Origin of the sequence: Chitinophaga sp. YR627 (genome assembly GCF_900114995.1) — a bacterium.
Taxonomy (GTDB): Bacteria; Bacteroidota; Bacteroidia; order Chitinophagales; family Chitinophagaceae; genus Chitinophaga.
The window spans coordinates 718,529-739,650 of sequence record NZ_FOUX01000002.1 but is presented as its reverse complement, the minus strand read 5'-3'; the positions used below and the strand labels follow the sequence as shown (position 1 = coordinate 739,650).

The following is a 21,122-nucleotide window of genomic DNA, read 5'->3' as shown; positions in this document are numbered from 1 at the left end:
ATGGAAAAGTAGAATCTATTTGCGGAAATTTATTTTTTTTCTTTTGACCGAATCCTTTATTTTTTATTAAATAGGTTAGTAAATGCAGTGACGGAAATGTAAACTAACTCCCTTTGTGAGGCTTTGTGGTAAAGGGTTACAGTGTTAAGGTGTAGATATGCTGCATACACTTCTCTGATGTATTAATGCATCGCTTTGTTGATAAAAAGATGACTTTATAATTAGTTACTGAAACAACATAGCAGTTATAAATTGATAGTAATTACATAAAACAGTAACGGCTATTCCGAATAGATCGAAACAGCCGTCGCCGCATTATTTTTTCATCTTTTTATACAGAACAACAAACGTTGCTATTCTACCGATGTAACTTGTCCCCTGAAGTACCCTGAAATTGTATGGTCTTTGCCAAATTCCAGTGTATAAGAGAATGTCTGATAGCCGGGACCGGGGATAAATGTAAGTGTTCCGGCCGTAGGTTTACTGTATGTCTGCCCACTGTTATCTACTTCTGCTCCGTCCTTATAACTCACATTTTTGTACAGTATGGCGATGTCGAAATTCTTTGTTTTGTCGAAAGCCGCTGAATCAGACGGCATGTATGTATAGTTCCCGTTTTGTTTCAATGTATCCAGTAAAAATTGTACAGCATTTACCTTGCCTGTGAAAATCGTTGTAGGTAGTAAATCCGTAAAAGCAATTACTGTTCCTCCCGTCCAGTTCTTTTTAACGGCATAATCAGTGCGTATAAAATTGCCGTTGGTATTATATCCGTTAACAGGATTCGTTTCTTCATCACCAAAAGTGCAGCCGTAGAAAGCAAAACATAGTATTACAGCTAATAAGCGGTTTGCTGATCTAGTCATTTAGTTGTAGGTTTCTTAGTCTTATTACTGATTATGGCTGCAAATATATAAATAGTTTCTGATGGAATAAACACATTTACAGCACATAGATTTTTTTGTAATGCTATATTAATGTCCTGAATATGAAGTAGAAGAATGCCCCTAAAACCTTATGCATGGTCTGTTTTGCGGGTATTTGTCAACAGTTATATTCAGCTTGTCCCTATTTACTTTTTCTGAGCTCTAATTTACTGATAATGTGAATATTGTACCCGAAAAAGATTTTTTCTGACAATACAGCTTTTTCCTGTATTAACAGTATGTTAATGAGCAGGGGTCAGTTCGCCGTTATATTCTCCTTTCACTGTGGTATTTACATATTTCAGATCGTATACAATGTTGTACACATTATCCTCAAATCTAAAGGTGACCGATCCCCTGATCAGGGAGTCCAGTACCAGGGCATTTGCAACAAACTCCCCATTAGCAAAAGGCTGGTCATTATAGACAGCTGCATATCCAAAATGCTGCTTTTTATCATAACCGGCGGCATCGCTCTTTTTGAACGTATATGTCTGACCGGATATGAGGGTATCCAGGTCTATACCTACTGCACTGGCATTGGTTTTTAAACCGTCCAGCATCAATTCCTTATCAGCAAATATGAGCTGACTCCCTTCGCTTCCCCAGTCCATGATATAACCGTAGGGGGTGCCGATTTCCTGTCCGTTGCAGGTAAAGCTGTTGGGCGGACTTTGATCTTCATCCTCGTCTTTTCCACATGCGGTGAGAAATAGGGCGGCTGCCAGCAGGCAAAGCGCTAGTTGCTTCATGTTTTCTGTCGGGTTTTATAGGTATAGGTATAATATATAAGCGAATATATGAATATATGCTGGTATGATATACACAAAATCCGGGCGTAATCTTTGATCCGATAACCATGATCAAAACTTATTACAATGGATCAAGTTGCTGCACCGGTATTGGTTGATCAGGCTACACATACCATCACATTAACGATCAATAAAATACCTTACGAACTCAAAATACAGCCCTGGGTTACCCTGTTGGATGCGATACGTGAATATGTACAGCTGACAGGTACCAAAAAAGGTTGTGATCAAGGTCAGTGTGGAGCCTGTACTGTGCTGGTAAACGGAAAACGGATCAACTCCTGTCTGACACTTGCTGTGATGAAAGACGGGGCTGATATTACTACGATAGAGGGTGTTGCGGAAGATGGCATACTACACCCGCTGCAACAGGCATTTATTGATCACGACGCTTTTCAGTGCGGTTATTGTACCCCTGGACAGATCTGTTCGGCCATCGGTCTGCTAAATGAAGGAAAGGCGAGAACAAAAGAAGATATCCAGGAACTGATGAGTGGGAATTTATGCCGCTGTGGCGCTTATACAAATATTGTAGCAGCTGTACAACAAGTAAAAGATAAACTATGAACAATTTCACCTATTCACAGGCAACCGGCATAGACAATGCAGTAAATGAGATCACAGGACATGAGAAATCCATGTTCATCGCCGGTGGTACAAACCTGATAGACCTGATGAAGGAAAATGTACTGCATCCAGACCATCTGATAGACATCAACGGACTGCATTTAACCAGTATTGAGTTCCTGGATGATGGCCGTTTATTCCTTGGAGCGCTGGTAACGAATGCAGATACGGCCTGGCATCCGGAGGTGGAAAAAAAATATCCACTGCTTGCTGAAGCGATATTGGCAGGTGCTTCTCCACAGCTACGCAATATGGCCACGAATGGTGGCAACCTGATGCAGCGTACGCGCTGCTATTATTTTTATGATACGTCTACTCCCTGTAATAAACGGACGCCTGGAAGTGGATGTTCTGCCATTAACGGATATAATCGCATTCATGCCATATTGGGTACCAGTCAGCATTGTATCGCGGTACATCCCAGCGATATGTGCGTAGCGCTTAGGGCCATAAATGCCGTTGTTCAGGTAAAAGGGAAGGCAGGAGAACGCCTGATCCCTATAGAGCACTTTCACCGTTTACCCGCATATACTCCTCAGATCGATAATAATCTTGCACATGACGAATTGATCACCGGTATAATATTGCCGCGCGAACATTTTAATACCCATTATAAATATCTTAAAGTGCGCGACAGAGCTTCTTATGCTTTTGCTCTTGTCTCTGTTGCCGTCGTATTACGGTTGAAAGAGGGTGTTATTGACGAAATAAGGATCGCACTCGGAGGGGTGGCGCATAAGCCATGGAGGGATGAAGGTGTGGAAAACTGGCTGAAAGATAAACCAGCCACTGATGAGAATTTTGCGGAAGCAGCGGATATGATATTGCAGGAGGCTAAAACATTTGGTGCAAATGATTTCAAACCGGCACTTGCAAAACGTGCGATCGTACGGGCATGCCGGGAAGCTTTAAATCGTGAGATATGAACAATGAAACTTCATATATAGGGCAGCCGGTCAATAGGGTTGACGGATATGCAAAGGTGACCGGCGATGCGAAGTATGCCGCTGACTACAATGCAGGAGGGCTTTGCTATGGTGTAGTGGTGTCGGCAGGCATTGCCAGGGGCAGGATCGTACGTATCGACGCATCCGCAGCCCTTCAGCTGGAGGGGGTATTCCAGGTGTTTACGCATGAAAATGTCTCAGGTCTTGCCTGGTTCAATATGAGTTATAAGGATATGGATGCGCCACCAGGTAAACATTTCCGCTATCTGCAAACTGATATGGTGACTTACAGCCAGCAACCGGTGGCATTAGTTGTGGCAGAAACATTTGAACTGGCGAGATATGCGGCAACACTGGTGAATATCACTTATGCGGCCGATGCGCATACAACCAGTCTGACGGGCAACCTGGATAAAGCAAGACCACCTAAAGGGAAGAAAACCGGTTTTAAAAAACCGGCGAACAGAGGCCATTTCGAAAAAGCATTTAAAGCTGCTCAGGTAACAACGGACGTAACGTACTATCAGGGGGCTGAACACCATAATCCAATGGAAATGCATGCCACTACGGTGCTGTACTATAAGAATGGCAGCATCACGGTTTATGATAAAACACAGGGTGTATTGAATACACAGAGTTACGTCAAAAGTGTATTTGGTCTGTCCGGGAAGAAAGTGAAAGTCCTGTCCCCATTTGTAGGCGGTGCTTTTGGATCGGCATTGCGTCCGCAATATCAGTTATTCATGGCGGTACTGGCTGCGCTGGAGTTGAAACGTTCCGTTAAAGTGATGCTGACCAGGCAACAGATGTTTTCATTTGGATTCAGACCCATTACCCAACAGTCATTGTCACTGGGCGCGCTGGAAGATGGTTCGTTACAGGCGATCAGTCACAAAGCCATATCAGGCACTTCGCAGTTTGAAGACTATGTGGAAAACATTGTTAACTGGTCAGGTATGCTGTACCATTGCAAAAATGTGCAGCAGGATTACAAACTGGTGAGTCTGGATACTTATACGCCGCTGGATATGCGTGCACCGGGAGCAGTAACAGGTGTATTCGGACTGGAATGTGCGATGGATGAATTGGCGTATAAACTGCATATGGACCCGCTTGAATTGCGGCGCATCAATTACAGTGTTGAAGATGGATCTATGAAAAAGCCATATTCCAGCAAGGCTTTGATGGATTGTTACGAACAGGCAGCCGCCAGATTTGGCTGGTCGAAGCGAAATCCGCGACCGGGGTCTATGAAGAACGGGCACTTGCTGACTGGCTGGGGAATGGCCACAGGCATGTGGGATGCGATGACCGTACCGGCGCGTGCAAAAGCTACTTTTACTGCTGATGGAAAATTAACGGTTGGCAGTGCTACCGCAGATATAGGTACTGGTACTTATACGATTATGACACAGATTGCTGCGGAAACACTGGGTCTTCCAATCGATCATGTGACTTTCCAGTTGGGAGATGCATCTCTGCCCTTTGCTTACCTTGAAGGAGGTTCCGCTACTGCGGCGTCTGTTGGTACCGCTGTGCAGCAAGCATGTTTGCAGATACGGGAGCGTTTATTGTCACTGGCTAAAGATATTCCTGATTCTCCCTTCAGGGAGTTATCCATCGAACAAATCACATTTGCAGATGGAAAAATGTACATGAGTGAAACACCGGCCAACTTTATTCACCTGAAAGATATCCTGACATTGACAGCGACTGATGCAGTCAATGTAACCTCTACACCACTTCCCAACATCTTTAAACAGATGAAATATGCGAAAAATACGCATTCGGCTGTTTTCGTGGAAGTACAGGTGGATGAGGAACTGGGATCGGTAAAAGTAAGCCGGGTGGTGAGTGCTGTAGCTGCTGGCCGGATATTGAATCCAAAGACAGCCAGGAGCCAGATTGTCGGTGGTATCGTGTGGGGAATATCGGGCGCTTTGTATGAAGAATCCGTGATGGATCATCAGTTTGGCCGCTTCATCAATCACAATTATGCGGAGTATCATATTCCGGTAAATCTGGACATCAATGACATCGAAGTCATATTTGTGGAAGAAAATGACGATGTGGTCAATCCGCTTGGTGTGAAGGGCGTAGGCGAAATAGGACAAGTAGGTGTGGCAGCTGCTGTCGCCAATGCGATATATCATGCGACAGGAAAAAGGATCCGCGATCTGCCCATTACACTGGACAAGTTATTATAAAAAAAGGCTGCACATGCAGCCTTTTTCGTTTTCAGCTATGGAGCCTGACCGTTACGGCCAGTATAAGTTTATAATGACTGACTATTGAGCGCCGCCTGTAACTCGGCTTCATTGGTCAGATCCAGTCGTAATGGAGTAATGGATACAAAATCGTTCTCTACGGCCCACCTGTCGGTACCTTCTTCTGCCGGTTCCAATGGTGTGACAGTGAACCAGTAATGTTTACGGTTCATCGGGTCCGTGCCGGGAACGATCTTACCGTCATATAAACGTACGGATTGTCTCGTCCAGCGGATGCCTTTCGGATGAGGAGGGAAATTGACATTGAAAAGGCTTAATCCGGGCTTTTCCAGCAATAATTCCAGTACCTGTGCCACATATTCCTCAAAAGCGGCAAAATCAGGCTCAGATTTACCCACAGGCGTACTCAGGGCAATGCCTTTAATACCTAACAGTACAGCCTGTTTAGCCGCTGCCAGTGTCCCGGAATGCCACATGCCGTTACCCAGGTTGGGTCCCATGTTAATACCTGACAATACCACGTCTGTCTTGGTGTACAGATGTGTTCCCAGCGCGACACAGTCGGCCGGGGTCCCATTTACACGATATGCTTCGATACCCTCGAAATTGATAGGAGAAGCTTTGAAGGAAAGAGGCCGGGAATGCGTTACCGCGTGTCCCATGGAAGACTGTTCCACATCCGGAGCAACTATCCTTACTTCTCCGAACCGGGCTGCTATTCTGGCCAGCGCTGCTATGCCCGGACTGTAAATGCCGTCGTCGTTTGTGATTAGTATTCTCATACCAATGCGGCCTCCAATTTCATGCCATTGGGGTGGTATCCTTTTTGGATATTGATGGGTATGAAAGCGCATTTACTGCATAACCCCAAAGCTGGCGACCAGGAACATTCAGAAGCTGCACTGATGAAAAAGATCAGTGATCAGCAGATCAACTGTAAATATTCTTCCGCTAAAAAGAACTGGTGCAAGGAAATCTCTCCTGATACGGATTTTGTGATCATCGCCGGTGGTGATGGAACTGTCCGGAAAGTCATTCTTGAATTCCTTAGCGGCAGGGCAGGAGAAAAGCGTTATCCGCTGGCCTTACTTCCTATGGGAACTGCCAATAACATCAGCCGCTCCCTGCATGTTACCGGTGAGGAAGAAGATATCATCGCTTCCTGGCATAAACATCACATACAACCCTTTGATGTGGGTACCATCGCTGGTTTTCATGAAGAGATGTTCTTCCTGGAAGGTTTTGGATTCGGCATTTTTCCGGTACTGATGGAAGCCATGAAACAACTGGAGGAGCCTGATGAGCCTGCGGAAAAGATCAAACTGGCGCTTGAAATGCTGCATGACATTATCGATAACTATCAGGCGCAGGAATGCAGGCTGGAGATTGATGGCGTGGATCACTCAGGCAACTACCTGATGGCGGAAATTATGAATATACGCGCTATCGGTCCGGGTCTGAATATGAATGGCGACGCTAATGTGGGTGATGGAGAAATGGAGATCGTACTGTTAGGCGAGGATAAAAGAAAGTCATTCTCTGCCTATATCAAAGACCGGATTGCCTCCTCAGCACATAAGGACTATGACCTTCCGGTGATCAAAGGGAAAAATATCCGGATCTCCTGGGGAGATGAACATGCACACATTGATGACGAACTGATACGTTCCCGGGATGGTAAAAGCTACATTGTCAGTATTTTGAAGCGGGAACTGGAGTTTTTAGTGCCAGCCTGAGCGGCTTTACTTGCTTCCTCCCCGTTTAAGTGGTAATTTGCAGCTTTTTATGTGATATCAGCTTTATATGAATTTGTTAGAAGTAACGGACGTGCGCAAGCAGGAAGGGGAAGAAGAAGTGCTGAAAGGCGTAAGCTTCACACAGAAAGCTTTCCAGAAAGTCGCTATCGTAGGAGAGTCAGGATCTGGTAAAAGTACCCTGTTAAAAATAGTCGGTGGTCTGACGCAGTCAGACGGTGGTGAAGTACGGTTTGAGGACGTGAAAGTGAAAGGACCGCTGGAGCGTTTATTACCTGGTCAGCCAGGTATAGCTTACCTTTCCCAGCACTATGAACTGCGTAACCATTACCGCATGGAAGAGATCCTTGCCTACGCCAATATGTTAGCTGATGAAGATGCGGAAAGACTCTATAAGATCTGCCGTATCGATCACCTTATGAAAAGAAAAAATGATCAGTTGTCCGGTGGAGAAAAGCAACGTGTGGCTTTAGCCCGTTTGCTCACTACAGCTCCCCGTCTGCTGATTCTCGATGAACCTTATTCCAACCTGGATCCTATTCTCAAAAATACATTGAAAGCCGTGATCCGTGAGATCAGTGAAGACCTGAATATTACCTGTCTGCTGGTGTCTCATGACCCGGTTGATACGCTTTCCTGGGCTGATGAGGTGATCGTCATGAAAGATGGTCAGATCGTACAGCAGGGTGCTCCTGAAGTCGTATATCACCAGCCGGTCAATGAATATGTAGCGGCATTATTCGGCAGCTATAACATGATCCCTTCTGCACAGGCCACTGATTTCAGCAAAGTATCCGGTCTGCATCTCAATGGTAAAAGTCTGTTTATCCGTCCGGAGCGTTTCCGTATTGTGGAAAAAGGACAACATGGACTCAGCGGAAAGATCAAAGATGTGAGCTTTATGGGCAGCAGTTATGAAGTGGCGGTAGAACTGCCTGCTGCGACCATCACCGTAAAAACAGATAACAACGATCTCAGAAAGGGAGAAGATATTTATCTTTCTTTATCCCCAACGGACGTCTGGTATGCCTGATAATAACATGAGATGATGTAAATTCGGGCCATGAATTTGACCCAGGAGCAGGCTGCCATTATCAAAAGTAAAGGAGACATCAGGATCATCGCCGTTGCCGGCGCCGGTAAGACCACTACACTTATTGAATATGCGAAAGCAAGACCGGATAAAAGCATCCTTTATCTGGCATTCAACAAGACTGTTAAACAGGAGGCTGAACGCAAATTTGCAGAAGTGAAACTTGCAAATGTGCGGGTGGAAACTGCGCACTCACTGGCGCATTACTATATCGTCAGGGGATCAAAATATACCATCAAAGGTGAAGGGTATAAACTGAATGAGATAGTGGATATCCTAAAATTGCGCGGCCTCAAGGGCAAACATACAGAGTCTATTCTCGCTACACATATCAATGCCTATCTTTCTTATTTCTGTAACAGTGCGCCCGCAAAGGTGCAGGACCTCGATTATGAAGATACGCTCACTGACAGGGAAGCCATCGAATTTGCTACTAAATACAAAAAAGATATTCAGTATCAGACCCGGCTTTTTCTGGACAAAATGAATAAGGGCGAAATCCCTATCACACACGATTTCTATCTGAAGAAATTCCAGCTTGCAAGACCCAGACTGAACTTTGATGTGATCCTGTTTGATGAAGGACAGGATGCCTCCGGTGCTATGCTGGATGTATTCCGTTCTCAGGAGGGCACCAAGGTACTGGTAGGAGATAGCCACCAGCAGATCTATGGCTGGCGTTACGCTGTCAATTCACTCGACAAACTTAGTTACCCTTTATATACACTCAGTACCAGTTTCCGCTTTGATCAGGATATAGCAGATCTGGCGTCTTATGTCATACAGTGGAAGAAGCTGTATAGCAATCCGTTGACGGTAAAGGTCATCGGTTTCGGCAAGTCCCGTAAGGCCAATACAAGGGCTGTAGTAGCCAGGACCAATGCCGGATTGCTGGTAAAAGCCATCGAACTGCTGATTGAAAAGAAAGAGATAAAAACGATCTATTTTGAAGGCAGGATCGAAAATTATACTTACGCCAATGATGGCGCTTCCATCTATGATATACTGAATCTGCATACCGGCGATGTTGGCCGTATACGGGATAAGACCATTGCTGCGATGGATAGTATGAAAGACCTGGAGGAATATATCAAAACAACCGGCGAAACCCAACTGGGTATGCTGGTGGATGTTGTGAAGAAATATGGAGAGAAGATCCCCGGTTATATCAAAAAACTAAAAGACTGCCACCTTGATCATGATGATAAGGAACAGGCTGATATGATCTTTTCTACAGTACACCGCTGTAAAGGAATGGAATATGATGAGGTAACACTGACCAATGATTACATCACCCATGACAAAGTAGTGAAGATGGCAGAGAACATCGATAAAGTCAATATGTCGAAGCTCTCAGAAGAGATCAATCTGTTGTATGTTGCTATTACAAGGGCAAAGAGCCATTTGTATATTCCACAGGAAATCCTCACCGGACAAAAGAAAGCGATACCAGTGCTTAAACAAAGAAGGGTCTCCGGAGCAGAAACAAAGGGTGAGAGCTATGTCTACGCCGGAGTGAAAAAATAAAGACTAATTCTTTTTGAAATTGAGCAGGTCGATCATCAGATTGAAGGCATCCATTGCGGATGGGCTGTTGAGTTTCAGCGGTTTGATGATATAGCCGGATACACCGAGCTTTTCAGCAGTAATCTTGTCTGTTCTGTCGCCGGAAGTAGTCAGTACAAATCGTTTGATCTGTTTCAGCTCTTCTTTCCGGTGCATGTATTCCAGTACTTCAAGACCATTTACCTTGGGCATGTTGATGTCAATGAGCATGACATCAGGTAAGGCTTCATGGCCGGTACTGATCTGCTCATCCAGCAGTGTGATGGCCTCTTCGCCATTCCTGGCATTCGTCAGTTTATAGAAAATATTCAATTTATCAAGTGAACGCTTAATATCTATCACATCCAGCTTATCATCTTCTACCAGTAAAATATTAATCGGTTGCATTTTAATCTTTTGACCAGGTGAATGAAAAGACAGAACCCTTGCCCGGTGCGGAGACCACATTGATATGTTGCTTCTTGGTCTCTATAATTTTTTTGACAATTGCCAATCCAACACCTGTGCTTTCGAAACTATCCCTGTCCTTTAAAGTCTGAAAAATAGTAAAAATCCGCCGTTGATAGTGCTTTTCAATGCCATTTCCATTGTCTTCAATGAAAAATTCATAGTGATCAGGCCGTTCTTCATAGTAGATTTTTACAGCAGGGCCGGGCTTTTCGTTGTGTTTGACCGCATTGCCAATAAGATTTGAAAAAATCTGAAATAACCACAATTTTTCTCCGTGTATAACGGGAAGATCGGCCATTTCGACCTTCACACGGTCCATATCGGGCAGTGTGTCCAGGACTTCTTTGACCAGTGAGTTGAGTGCGATTTCCTCTTTTTCGATCTCTTCCCTGTCCGCTTTTGCGTAGGACAACAAACCTTCAATCAGGTTTTCTGCCCTTATTACACGGCCTTTTATCAGCTCCATGTATTCGCTCACTTTCGGTGTAAGTTCTTCTTTATGATCTTCCTCTATCCATGATACGACATTACTAATGCCTCTCAGCGGCGCTTTGAGGTCATGCGATACTATATGTGCAAACTGGTCCAGTTCTTCATTGGATCGTTTTAATAAGGTGATATTCCTTGCCAGTTCTTCTGTCATATGATTCAGCGCATCTCCCAGCGCACTCAGTTCATCGCTGCCGGTATCTTTGATCGTTACGTTGTAGTTCCCACCGGCAATATCATTGGCCATATCCGTCATCACTTTGATACGGCGGGATATTTTCATGGTCACATAGATGATGATGAAAAGCCCGAGTATGATAGAAGCTGACGTTAATAGCAGCGAAAGTCTATTGGTGTTGACAACAGAAGCTGCCAGTTCCTCCTTATGATCATCCCTGCGGGCATATTCATATGCAGAAAATGTTTTGAACCTATCCTGCAATGCTGCCTGAATAGCCTGCTCATGACCGGAAGCAAATTTTTCTTTATAGATCATGTTGAAGGTATCCAGGTGCTGGCGACTGATAGACGCTGACATTTTCGCCTGTTTCAGGGGATCGGTATATTCTTCTGTCCACTGGTCATTCAGCTCTTTGATCTGCCGCAGCATATCGATCTGTAGCGTGTCTGTGAGCATAGACGAGAGTTCCTTCAGGATGAGCTCATTTTCGATGTTAGCCGTATCATAGGCCTCTACAAAAGATTTTTCACCCGTGAGCAGATAGCCTCTGAGGCCATTGACCATCGTGAGTACGTTCCGCTGAAAGCGGCTGCTGTTGCGCACCAGGTTGGTGGAACGGGTGAAATAAGCATTGTTTTCTGTTACCGCATTGGACAGACTGAAGTTCACGAATGTCGTAATGGAAAACAGTATCAGTACTGATACGAATCCAAGGAATATATAGTGAGAAATCTTCATAGTGCGCAATGGTAACAAAAAATGTGAAAACAGCCAGCGATACTATTCCGGAAAATAGTAAGCAAAGTATCAAAGTTCCGGTATAGTTTTAGTGGCAATCTATTCTGTGTCAGATTACTTTACGTACGTCAATTACGTTATGTGTTTACAAACATAACGCTTTTGTCTGTTAGTGCATACTATTCAGTAATTTGTATATCAACAGCGGCTGAAATGTTTTTAACCTTGTGATCGCATCTGCCATTCGTCATATTCATAGTCGCTGGTGTCTGATAAATTGACTATGTTGAAATCATCTGGTACACAGATAGCATGTAGCCCTATATAACTACTATTACACAGATAAGGAATAAGAAAAATACTGTCAAACTGATAACGAAGCAAGATTATGGACGACCAACTCAGGAATGAAGAGCAGACCGGTACTTCCCGGCGTTCTTTCCTTAAACAAACCTCTTTGATGACAGCGTTGGCGCTTGCACCTGAAACGGTGCTCAAAGCAGCCGAAAAGGAGCTTGATGAAAAGATCGCAGCTGTCATAGAGACGATGCCACTGAATGTGGTGATCAATGGCGTGAAGCAAAGTGTCAGGATAGAACCGCGTGTGACCCTGCTGGACCTGTTACGTGAGCGATTACAGCTGACAGGTACAAAGAAAGGTTGTGACCACGGACAGTGTGGCGCGTGTACAGTACATATAGATGGAGAGCGTGTGAACGCCTGTCTGACTCTGGCGCTTACAACAGAAGGTCGTGAGGTGACTACCATCGAAGGACTGGCAGACGGCGATAATCTGCATCCAATGCAGGAAGCTTTCCTGGAGCATGATGGCTTCCAGTGCGGCTACTGTACACCGGGTCAGATCATGTCGGCGATCTGTTGTATCAGGGAAGGACACGCCGGTACACCCGATGAAGTGAGAGAATATATGAGTGGTAATATCTGTCGTTGCGGCGCCTATTCCAATATCGTGGATGCGATCATGGATGTAAAACAGGGAGGGAAGAAGATATGAAACAGTTCAGCTACGTAAGGGTGACTTCCCCTGATGCAGCTATTGCTGCTGTCTCCAAAGATAAATCAGCTACATTCCTGGCTGGCGGTACCAATCTTGTGGATCTGATGAAGAGTGGTGTAACAGGACCAGAACGCCTGGTGGACATCAACCGGCTGCCGCTTACAAAGATCGAAGAAACAAAGACAGGATTGCGTATCGGTGCACTGGTTAAAAATACAACGGTAGCAGAGCATCCGCTGATCATCAAACACTTTCCGCTATTGTCTCTCGCACTGAAAGCAGGTGCTTCTCCGCAGTTGAGGAACATGGCAACTGTCGGTGGTAATATGATGCAGCGTACCCGTTGTCATTATTTCTACGATACAGCCATGCCCTGTAATAAACGAGCGCCTGGTTCAGGCTGCGGCGCTATCGGAGGATTCAACCGTATGCACGCCATCTTTGGCGCGAGTGATAAATGTATCGCCGTACATCCCAGCGATATGTGTGTAGCACTGACAGCACTGGATGCAGTCGTAACTGTGAAGGGGCCAAAAGGGGAACGTAAAATTCCTTTTGGTGATTTTCACCGTTTGCCGGGAGATACACCTGAGGTAGATAATACATTACAGCGTGGAGAACTGATCACAGCCGTTGATATTCCTTTTAACGAAGTAGCCGGATATGCACATTACCTGAAGGTGCGTGACCGCGCTTCCTATGCTTTCGCACTGGTATCGGTGGGTGCTGCTTTGTCCCTCAAAGACAATAATATCGCCGATGTACGTCTGGCAATGGGTGGTGTAGCACACAAACCCTGGCGTTTAAAAGAAGCAGAAGCTTTTCTCAAAGGAAAGAAAGCTACAATAGAAAACTTCCAGGAGGCGGCCCGTATAGTGATGGCGCCTGCAAAGTCGCAGGGCAGTAATGAATTTAAACTCACATTAGCGCCCAACACTATCGTGGAGGCACTGAAACTCGCCGCTGCAAACGGTAATATCTAAACACTTAAAACCCAAAGAATGGGAACAGATAAAAAAAGTGAACCGCTGAACAGGGTAGACGGAAGAGCTAAAGTAACCGGTAAGGCGAAATACTTCGCAGAGTTTGAAGTGCCGGGTCTTACTTACTGTGTAATGGTGACAAGCACAATCACCCGCGGTACTATCGCTACGATCAATACAAAAAATGCTGAACGTGCACCTGGTGTACTGGCAGTATATACACACCTGAATATGCCCGCCGTACCTGGTTGGGCTGATCAGCCAAACAGCAATGCGAAACTGCCTTCCGGCGGAGAGAAATACCGCATGCTGGGCAGTAATAAGATACTCTTCAACGGTCAGCCGATCGCACTGGTAGTTGCAAATACCCTGGAGCGTGCACAATATGCTGCTTCGCTGGTAACGACGACCTACAATAAAACCGAACATCAGACCGACCTGTTGAAAAACACACAGAAAGCAGCCATGCCTGGTCGTTTTGGCGATTATACCCGTGGTGAGCAGAAAGAGGCCTATAAAACGGCGCCTGTGACCATTGCAGCGGATTACACCATTCCTGTAGAAGTACACAACCCAATGGAACTGGCAGGTATACTGGCTATATGGGAAGGAGAGGATCAGCTGAAAGTATATGCGAAAACACAAGGTGTAAAAGCCACACAGCGCACGTTGGCCGGAGCCTTTAAAATACCGGAAAAGAATGTACAGGTATATTCCGAATTTGTCGGTGGTGGTTTTGGCATGGGATTACGTACCTGGCCACAGGAAGTAGCCGTAGTCGCTGCTGCACGTCAGCTGAAAAAGCCGGTTAAACTCGTGATGACGCGTCAGCAGATGTTCTCACTGGTAGGTCACCGTCCTTACACCATACAGCATATCAGTATGGGGGCGGATAAAGATGGTCAGTTACAGGGCATCTATCATGAGGCAACCGCTGAAACGGCGAGTTATGATGACTTTACGGAAGGCACAGTGGCCATGACACGGTTCATGTATGCCTGCCCGAACGTAACGACTAAATACCGTATTGTACCACTGGACAGAGGCGTTCCTATCTGGATGCGTGGTCCTGGTGAAGCGACAGGCGCTTTTGCGCTGGAATCGGCCATCGATGAAATGGCGTATAAAGTGAATATGGACCCGCTGGATTTCCGGGTGAAGAACTTCGCGGAAACCGATCCGGAAAAGAACAAACCATTCTCCAGTAATAACCTGAAAGAAGCCTATCAGCTGGGTAGTGAAAAGATCGGCTGGAATAAACGCAACCGGGAGCCCCGTTCCATGAAAGACGGTGAGTGGCTGGTGGGATATGGTATGAGTACAGGTGTTTTCGGCGCACACCGAGGGGAATCTGCCTGCCGTGCACAGCTGAATGCAGACGGTACACTGATCTTACAAAGCGCGACCAGCGATATCGGTCCTGGCACCAGTACTGCCATGGTACAGATTGCGCATGAAGTAACCGGATTACCTATCAACAAAATACGTTTTGAGCTGGGAGACGCGGCTTTGCCGCCATCAGGCAGTCAGGGTGGATCTGCTACCGTATCATCCGTAGGTTCGGCGGTATTTGATACCTGTACCGCCTTAAAAGCATTGCTGTCGGAAGCAGGTCTTGCATTTGAAGATGGAACAGTGAAACCGGTAGTGGGTAAAACAGCCACCATGCAACAGGTGCTGGCTACACAGAACAAGACTTTCTTCGAAGTAACCAAATCTTCCAAAGGTGGTGCTGAGCAGGATAAATACTCCATGTATTCCTTCTCTATCCATTTTGCCGAAGTAAGGGTACACCCGCATACGGGTGTTGTGCGTGTAAAGCGGGTGGTGACAGTCGCCGACTCCGGAAGGATTGTCAGTCCGAAGACGGCTGCCAGCCAGATGATCGGTGGTGTTACCGGTGGTATCGGGATGGCGCTGACAGAAGAAGCGATCATTGATCACCGTTTTGGTCGTTTTGTGAACAACAATCTGGGTGATTATCACGTACCGGTAAGTGCCGACGTCCCGCATATAGAAACGATCTTTATTGACAAACCCGACCCATATAGTAATCCGATGGGATCCAAGGGAATGGGGGAGATTGCCCTGATAGGATTTTCCGCTGCTGTGGCAAATGCGGTGTATCATGCTACCGGAAAGCGTATCCGGGAACTGCCGATCACACCTGATAAGATATTGTCTGCCTGACGGTTTTGTAAGAGGCTCCCTTTCAGGGGGCCTCTTTTTTGTATGCAAGCGTGCAAAATCGTAATTTCACAGATTGCCTCTGTCGGGGAGGCTGACGAGATATGCATACAATCAACGACGTCCACCAACAGTTTGCAGAATATTTCCAGATACCGGCCTTAAAACCGTATGCTTACCTGCTTTCGCGGAAACTCAGCGAAGGGCATATCTGCCTGCACCTGAACAGACCTGTGGAGGCTGCTGACGATCTGCCGGCCTTTTGTGAAAATCTGCCAGCAGGCAGCAGGACCTTACAGCAGATTCCCCTGGTAGCAAAAGGAGGAAATGATAGTCAGCCTTTTGTATTGTACCAGGAACGGCTGTATCTGCAAAGGTATTTCCGGTATGAGACCATCTTTCTGCAACGTATTCACCAGTTCCTGGCGACGGAAAAGGAAGTACTGGCCGACAGACTGAAAATGCTGGAGACCAACCGTACTTTTATCAGTAATCTGTTTGCTGCCGGACCGGCATTTGTAGCCGATGGCGGTGATCCGGCCGACTGGCAGCTCAGTGCTGCTGTAAGCGGTGTACTGAACAACTTTACTATTATCACCGGTGGTCCGGGTACAGGAAAGACCACTACGGTAGCAAAAATACTCGCGATACTCTATTATCTGGATCCTTCCCTGAAGGTAGCCCTGGCGGCGCCAACAGGTAAGGCCGCTGCGCGTATGGCGGAAAGTCTGCGTAATACACAGCTGCCCGTGGATGACTCCATCACCGCGCAGTTCCGTAGTCTGGCCCCAAGTACGATTCACCGTTTATTACGATCGAAGAAAGACAGTCCCTACTTTGTGTATAACGCGGAGAATCCGCTGAACTATGACGTGGTGATCGTGGACGAATGTTCCATGATCGATGTGGCCCTGTTTGCAAAACTGCTGGCTGCCATTGGTAATGGTACCCGGCTGATTTTACTGGGTGATAAGGACCAGCTGGCCTCTGTTGAAGCAGGTAGCTTGTTTGGTGATCTTTGTCAGGCACAGGATGAACTGAACATGTTCACCAAAGAACGCCTTGCACTTATCAACTCCTTTATCCCGGATGAAAGAAGAAAGTTAGCGGTGAGTCAGATCAAAGAAAATGATCATCATCCTTTGTTCCAGCATCTTGTTGAATTACGCCGTAGCCATCGTTTCAGCGGAGACAAGGGGATCGGTAAATTCAGTAAGGCGATCATTGCAAATGACCAGGTAGCCATACAGGGCTTTCTGGCACCGGGTGCAGATGAGCAGGTCGCAATAGATGAAACCTATTCCAAAGAGCTATTTGCACAGTTTGTAGCCGGTTACAGTGCCTTTATTGTGGAAAAGGATATCCGCAGGGCATTGCAGTTGCTCAACGATCTGCGTGTCTTATGTGCGATCAGGGAAGGAGAGGAAGGTTTGTATGCCATCAACAGAAACATAGAAAAGATCCTGCATGATAAACGCCTGATCCGTGTGAATGCTGAATTCTACGAGAACAGGCCTGTGATATTGACCCGCAACTACTATGAACACGGACTCTTTAACGGAGACACCGGTATCATCCGTACGGATGAACAAGGCGTGCTGATGGCCTGGTTTGAAGATAGTAATGGCGAACTGAAAGCGATCCTGCCGGGATACCTGACAGAAGCAGAAACCGTATTCGCGATGACCATTCACAAAAGCCAGGGGTCTGAGTTTAAAGAAGTAATGGTGATCCTGCCACGCGCAAAAGATGTTCCTATTCTGACAAGAGAGTTGCTCTATACCGGTGTAACCAGGGCGAAACAGAAAGTGTATGTACAGTCATCGGCGGAAGTGCTGTTACTGACCGCAACACGTTTTGTGGAAAGAGCTTCGGGTATCGGACAGCGTTTTGCAGACGATCGCCCCTGATAATTGAATAACACGTATGGCACTATATCTGAGAGTGTCCAATTCCCTGGAGAATCTTTCCATGGGACTGGCACAGACACTGAAAGCTTCTAACAGCCAGGTGTTTGAACAACACCTTATCGTCACACAGACGGAAGGTATGAACAACTGGCTGAAACTACAGCTGGCAGAATACCTGGGTATTGCTGCCAATTGCCGTTTCCTCAAACCGAATGACCTGATCCATCAGATCTATTTCCTGATGGATGGGCAGTATTCGGAAATGCTTTCCGGTAGGAATCTTACCTGGCTGTTGTACAAACTGCTGGGAGAAGATATATTCCGGGAAACCTATCCCGCCGTCGCTACTTATTATCATACAACAGAACCGGATAGCGATCTGAAAAGAATGGCCCTGGCAGAAAGAACAGCTGACCTTTTTGATCAGTACCAGATCTATCGTCCGGAGATGATCAATGAATGGAATGCGCCACCGGAAGATCCTTTTGCAAAAGTGGACTGGCAGCAGTACCTCTGGACGGAAGCGAAGAAAGTATCTGGTCATGCACTGCCTGATAAAACTATTATAGGTCAGCACATTCTGGATATGCTGAAGAATCCTGATCACCAGGAGACACTGGCACACCGGATGAATACCGTACACCTGTTTGGTCTCTCCATCATCACAGCTTATCACGTACAGATCCTGCATGAGTTGTCTTCTTTCATTGATATCTATTTTCATATCATCAATCCTTCTCCGGAACTCTACTGGTTTGATGATAAGAGTGAAAAACAACAGGCGCGCTGGCGACTGAAAGGCCGTCCTATCCACGAATCTGACACAGCGGGTAATCCACTCCTGATGGGATGGGGAAGGGTCGTACAGGATACTTTCGGCCTATTCTTCAAATACGATGCTTTTATCAATGCCTACGAAAGCGAAGGACTGGTGGAACCGCAGCCGGATACCCTGCTGAATAAGGTACAGCATGATATCTTTCTGAATGCAAATGAGGACCGGCATCCTATCTTCCCGGAAGATGTGGAAGACGGTTCCATTACCATCAACAATTGTTACACCGTAGCCCGTGAAGTAGAAGTGCTGTACAACTATCTTGTACATCTTGTAGATAAAAAAAGAGAAACCTTATCTCCCCGTGATATCGTTGTCATGGTGAGAGATATCGATGTATATGCGCCTTATATCAAGGCGATCTTTAACAACGCACCTTACAAGTTCCGGTATACGATCGCGGATGAAAGTTATGCGGACAGCGATAACTTGTTCAATGCACTACATGCTATTCTCCGATTGAATGAGGATAATTTCAAGGCGGAGGAAGTGCTCCAGTTGCTGGATTCTTCCTATATCCGCAAGCGCTTTGGTGTTAACAATGTACCGCTGATCCGGCATGTTGTTGACGAGGCGAATATCCGTTTTGGTATTCACGGCGCTAAAGAAGATGAGACCTATCTTGTTAGCTGGAAATATGGTATCAAACGTATCATGTATGGCATCTGTATGAGTGGCGATCAGGAATATGGCAGAGGAGAAGAGGGTTTCTTTCCGCTGGATATACTGGAAGGCAGTGATAGTCTGGAGGTGATCCGCTTTTGTCATTTTGCAGAAGTGCTGATCTCCGCTATAGAAGATCGTAAGAAAGGACGTAGTATCAGTGGCTGGGTAGAGTATATAGAAGGCATACTGCACAATATGGTCTATGAACCGGAAGAGGAAGTAGACGAAGACTATAATACACTCATGCAGCAGTTGTCGGATTACAACCTGCTGAATGAATATATGAGCGATACCGTAGCTTTTGACGTATTCAGTCATAGCTTCCTGCAAACACTGACGGGTACCACGCGTACAGGTTTGTTTGTCAACGGAGGGATCACTTTCTGTTCCCTGATCCCGATGCGTAGTATTCCTTTCAGAGTAGTAGCGATGCTGGGACTGGATTATGATAAGTTTCCCCGCCGGGAACAGCCGATCGGCTTTAACCTGATGGAGAAAAACAAACAGCGGGGAGATCGTAATGTTAAGGATAACGATAAACACCTGTTCCTGGAAACGGTGCTTTCTGCGCGGCAATACCTGTATATCAGTTACGTCGGACAAAGTGCCAAGGATAACAGCCGTATGCCGCCTTCTGCCTTAGTGGATGAGCTGCTGGATTATATAGAATCCGGCTGTGAAGATCCTGAGGGTGTCAGAAACAGGCTTGTGACCAGACAGCCTTTACAGGGCTTTAGCAGGAAGTATGGACAGGGTGACGAACGGTTGTATAGCTACCTGAATACCGCTGTACCGGAACGCACGATTACCCGTTCTGATAAAGCGATGGAGCAACAGCCGATCGAAGAGATTGACCTGGATGAACTGGTCCGCTTCTTTAAAAATCCTTTCAAGGCCTACTATAACAAAATACTGGGCATCTACTATAATGATGAACAGGTGTTGTTAAATGAAACAGAGATCTTCCACCTGGATAGTTTGCAGAAGTGGAGCCTGAAGAACGAATTGTTACAGATGGATAGCAATGCTATCGCCAACATGAAGATCCGTCTGGTGAAGACAGGACGCCTGCCGCTGAAGAATATGGCCTATGTAGCGCTGCAGCAGATAGAGGCAGAAGTACAACCGGTACGTGAGAAATTCCGGGCCTGTATCAATGGTGCAGAAGAACGATCGGTACAGGTGAACCTGGATATTGAAGGTACCTTGCTGAAAGGAACGATCAACAGTGTATTCGATGATAAACTGGTTCAGGTATCCTGGTCCAAAAGAGAAGATAAATACCTGATGGAGGCTTATATCCGGTATCTTGCGGGACGGGCAGCTGGTGTATTGCAGGGTATGTGCTTTATCTCAGGCGCCAGTAAAAGAGAAGCCTTTGAGGCAATTCCGCTGGCACAGCATGAAGCTTTACGAAGGCTGACCGCATTAGTGAAAATATTCAGGGATGGTTTTGAGAAGATCACACCGTTTTATCCTGACTTTGATGTCAAACCGGGTGATGTAGCCGGACTGGATTTTACGAAGTTCAGTAAAAAGGTAGATAAGGCGCTGGATAAAGGAGATGACATTACCATTGACCCATACATCTCCCGGGAGTATGAAAATGGGTTCTTTAAAGATGAAGCCATACTGGATACTTATAAAGTGATTTGCAGTCATCTGCTGGTACCGCTGGCAGAAATGATTCCGGGTTATTACAATTAATACAG

Annotated in this window: 16 protein-coding genes; 11 read left to right on the top strand and 5 right to left on the bottom strand. The window is 46.0% G+C overall.

The genetic code is table 11. The features are described from left to right. Nucleotides 1-353: 353 nt before the first annotated feature. Together BMZ72_RS11635 and BMZ72_RS11630 are read right to left on the bottom strand one after the other, a co-directional pair. Entirely contained in the window at nucleotides 354-866 is a 513-nt protein-coding gene (locus tag BMZ72_RS11635) for a hypothetical protein (protein ID WP_089808409.1), read from the bottom strand. A gap of 302 nt (nucleotides 867-1,168) precedes the next feature. Continuing rightward, nucleotides 1,169-1,678 (bottom strand): hypothetical protein, encoded by a 510-nt coding sequence (locus BMZ72_RS11630; protein ID WP_089808407.1) that lies wholly within the window; start codon nucleotides 1,676-1,678, stop codon nucleotides 1,169-1,171. Nucleotides 1,679-1,804: 126 nt separating this feature from the next. Here BMZ72_RS11630 and BMZ72_RS11625 point away from each other — a divergent pair, with 126 nt between their 5' ends. From BMZ72_RS11625 to BMZ72_RS11615, 3 genes are read left to right on the top strand one after another with little or no spacing between them, the layout of a single operon-like run. Continuing rightward, nucleotides 1,805-2,305, top strand: coding sequence for a (2Fe-2S)-binding protein (locus tag BMZ72_RS11625; RefSeq protein ID WP_089808405.1), 501 nt, complete (start codon nucleotides 1,805-1,807; stop codon nucleotides 2,303-2,305). Further along, entirely contained in the window at nucleotides 2,302-3,291 is a 990-nt protein-coding gene (locus tag BMZ72_RS11620) for an FAD binding domain-containing protein (RefSeq protein ID WP_089808403.1), read from the top strand. Before BMZ72_RS11625 ends, BMZ72_RS11620 begins: the two co-directional genes overlap by 4 nt. After that, a complete protein-coding gene (locus tag BMZ72_RS11615) occupies nucleotides 3,288-5,519 on the top strand; it encodes a xanthine dehydrogenase family protein molybdopterin-binding subunit (protein ID WP_089808401.1) in 2,232 nt (743 codons plus the stop codon). Before BMZ72_RS11620 ends, BMZ72_RS11615 begins: the two co-directional genes overlap by 4 nt. Nucleotides 5,520-5,587: 68 nt before the next feature. On the opposite strand, the gene surE is transcribed toward BMZ72_RS11615, so the two are convergent. Continuing rightward, nucleotides 5,588-6,322, bottom strand: coding sequence for a 5'/3'-nucleotidase SurE (surE, locus tag BMZ72_RS11610; RefSeq protein WP_089808399.1), 735 nt, complete (start codon nucleotides 6,320-6,322; stop codon nucleotides 5,588-5,590). A gap of 60 nt (nucleotides 6,323-6,382) precedes the next feature. Here surE and BMZ72_RS11605 point away from each other — a divergent pair, with 60 nt between their 5' ends. From BMZ72_RS11605 to BMZ72_RS11595, 3 genes are all read left to right on the top strand, one after another. Beyond that, on the top strand, nucleotides 6,383-7,276 hold the full coding sequence (locus BMZ72_RS11605; protein ID WP_177222767.1) for a diacylglycerol/lipid kinase family protein: 894 nt from the start codon (nucleotides 6,383-6,385) through the stop codon (nucleotides 7,274-7,276). Between the two features lie 67 nt (nucleotides 7,277-7,343). Further along, a complete protein-coding gene (locus BMZ72_RS11600; protein WP_089808395.1) occupies nucleotides 7,344-8,327 on the top strand; it encodes an ABC transporter ATP-binding protein in 984 nt (327 codons plus the stop codon). Nucleotides 8,328-8,357: 30 nt separating this feature from the next. Beyond that, complete coding sequence (locus BMZ72_RS11595) at nucleotides 8,358-9,914, top strand: UvrD-helicase domain-containing protein (RefSeq protein WP_089808393.1); 1,557 nt, start codon at nucleotides 8,358-8,360, stop codon at nucleotides 9,912-9,914. Between the two features lie 3 nt (nucleotides 9,915-9,917). Here BMZ72_RS11595 and BMZ72_RS11590 read toward each other — a convergent pair whose 3' ends face one another. After that, nucleotides 9,918-10,340 (bottom strand): response regulator, encoded by a 423-nt coding sequence (locus BMZ72_RS11590; RefSeq protein WP_089808391.1) that lies wholly within the window; start codon nucleotides 10,338-10,340, stop codon nucleotides 9,918-9,920. A gap of 1 nt (nucleotide 10,341) precedes the next feature. Beyond that, complete coding sequence (locus tag BMZ72_RS11585) at nucleotides 10,342-11,811, bottom strand: ATP-binding protein (protein WP_089808389.1); 1,470 nt, start codon at nucleotides 11,809-11,811, stop codon at nucleotides 10,342-10,344. A 388-nt stretch (nucleotides 11,812-12,199) separates the two neighbouring features. Here BMZ72_RS11585 and BMZ72_RS11580 point away from each other — a divergent pair, with 388 nt between their 5' ends. The 5 genes from BMZ72_RS11580 (at nucleotide 12,200) to recC (ending at nucleotide 21,117) form a co-directional block, all read left to right on the top strand. Beyond that, nucleotides 12,200-12,826 (top strand): (2Fe-2S)-binding protein, encoded by a 627-nt coding sequence (locus BMZ72_RS11580; RefSeq protein WP_089808387.1) that lies wholly within the window; start codon nucleotides 12,200-12,202, stop codon nucleotides 12,824-12,826. Further along, nucleotides 12,823-13,812, top strand: a complete 990-nt coding sequence (locus BMZ72_RS11575) for an FAD binding domain-containing protein (protein WP_089808385.1) — start codon at nucleotides 12,823-12,825, stop codon at nucleotides 13,810-13,812. The genes BMZ72_RS11580 and BMZ72_RS11575 overlap by 4 nt, the downstream gene beginning before the upstream one ends. A gap of 18 nt (nucleotides 13,813-13,830) precedes the next feature. Next, nucleotides 13,831-16,002, top strand: coding sequence for a xanthine dehydrogenase family protein molybdopterin-binding subunit (locus BMZ72_RS11570; RefSeq protein ID WP_089808383.1), 2,172 nt, complete (start codon nucleotides 13,831-13,833; stop codon nucleotides 16,000-16,002). A 101-nt stretch (nucleotides 16,003-16,103) separates the two neighbouring features. Then, a complete protein-coding gene (gene recD, locus BMZ72_RS11565; RefSeq protein ID WP_089808381.1) occupies nucleotides 16,104-17,909 on the top strand; it encodes an exodeoxyribonuclease V subunit alpha in 1,806 nt (601 codons plus the stop codon). Nucleotides 17,910-17,925: 16 nt separating this feature from the next. Next, the gene (recC, locus tag BMZ72_RS11560) at nucleotides 17,926-21,117 is read left to right on the top strand and encodes an exodeoxyribonuclease V subunit gamma (protein ID WP_089808379.1); all 3,192 of its coding nucleotides are present in this window, start codon (nucleotides 17,926-17,928) and stop codon (nucleotides 21,115-21,117) included. Nucleotides 21,118-21,122: the final 5 nt, after the last annotated feature.

Excerpts from the sequence above, each read along its gene's own strand:
- BMZ72_RS11635 (WP_089808409.1), bottom strand. The coding sequence starts at position 866 with ATGACTAGATCAGCAAACCGCTTATTAGCTGTAATACTATGTTTTGCT.
- BMZ72_RS11630 (WP_089808407.1), bottom strand. The coding sequence starts at position 1,678 with ATGAAGCAACTAGCGCTTTGCCTGCTGGCAGCCGCCCTATTTCTCACC.
- BMZ72_RS11625 (WP_089808405.1), top strand. The coding sequence starts at position 1,805 with ATGGATCAAGTTGCTGCACCGGTATTGGTTGATCAGGCTACACATACC.
- BMZ72_RS11620 (WP_089808403.1), top strand. The coding sequence starts at position 2,302 with ATGAACAATTTCACCTATTCACAGGCAACCGGCATAGACAATGCAGTA.
- BMZ72_RS11615 (WP_089808401.1), top strand. The coding sequence starts at position 3,288 with ATGAACAATGAAACTTCATATATAGGGCAGCCGGTCAATAGGGTTGAC.
- surE (WP_089808399.1), bottom strand. The coding sequence starts at position 6,322 with ATGAGAATACTAATCACAAACGACGACGGCATTTACAGTCCGGGCATA.
- BMZ72_RS11605 (WP_177222767.1), top strand. The coding sequence starts at position 6,383 with ATGAAAGCGCATTTACTGCATAACCCCAAAGCTGGCGACCAGGAACAT.
- BMZ72_RS11600 (WP_089808395.1), top strand. The coding sequence starts at position 7,344 with ATGAATTTGTTAGAAGTAACGGACGTGCGCAAGCAGGAAGGGGAAGAA.
- BMZ72_RS11595 (WP_089808393.1), top strand. The coding sequence starts at position 8,358 with ATGAATTTGACCCAGGAGCAGGCTGCCATTATCAAAAGTAAAGGAGAC.
- BMZ72_RS11590 (WP_089808391.1), bottom strand. The coding sequence starts at position 10,340 with ATGCAACCGATTAATATTTTACTGGTAGAAGATGATAAGCTGGATGTG.
- BMZ72_RS11585 (WP_089808389.1), bottom strand. The coding sequence starts at position 11,811 with ATGAAGATTTCTCACTATATATTCCTTGGATTCGTATCAGTACTGATA.
- BMZ72_RS11580 (WP_089808387.1), top strand. The coding sequence starts at position 12,200 with ATGGACGACCAACTCAGGAATGAAGAGCAGACCGGTACTTCCCGGCGT.
- BMZ72_RS11575 (WP_089808385.1), top strand. The coding sequence starts at position 12,823 with ATGAAACAGTTCAGCTACGTAAGGGTGACTTCCCCTGATGCAGCTATT.
- BMZ72_RS11570 (WP_089808383.1), top strand. The coding sequence starts at position 13,831 with ATGGGAACAGATAAAAAAAGTGAACCGCTGAACAGGGTAGACGGAAGA.
- recD (WP_089808381.1), top strand. The coding sequence starts at position 16,104 with ATGCATACAATCAACGACGTCCACCAACAGTTTGCAGAATATTTCCAG.
- recC (WP_089808379.1), top strand. The coding sequence starts at position 17,926 with ATGGCACTATATCTGAGAGTGTCCAATTCCCTGGAGAATCTTTCCATG.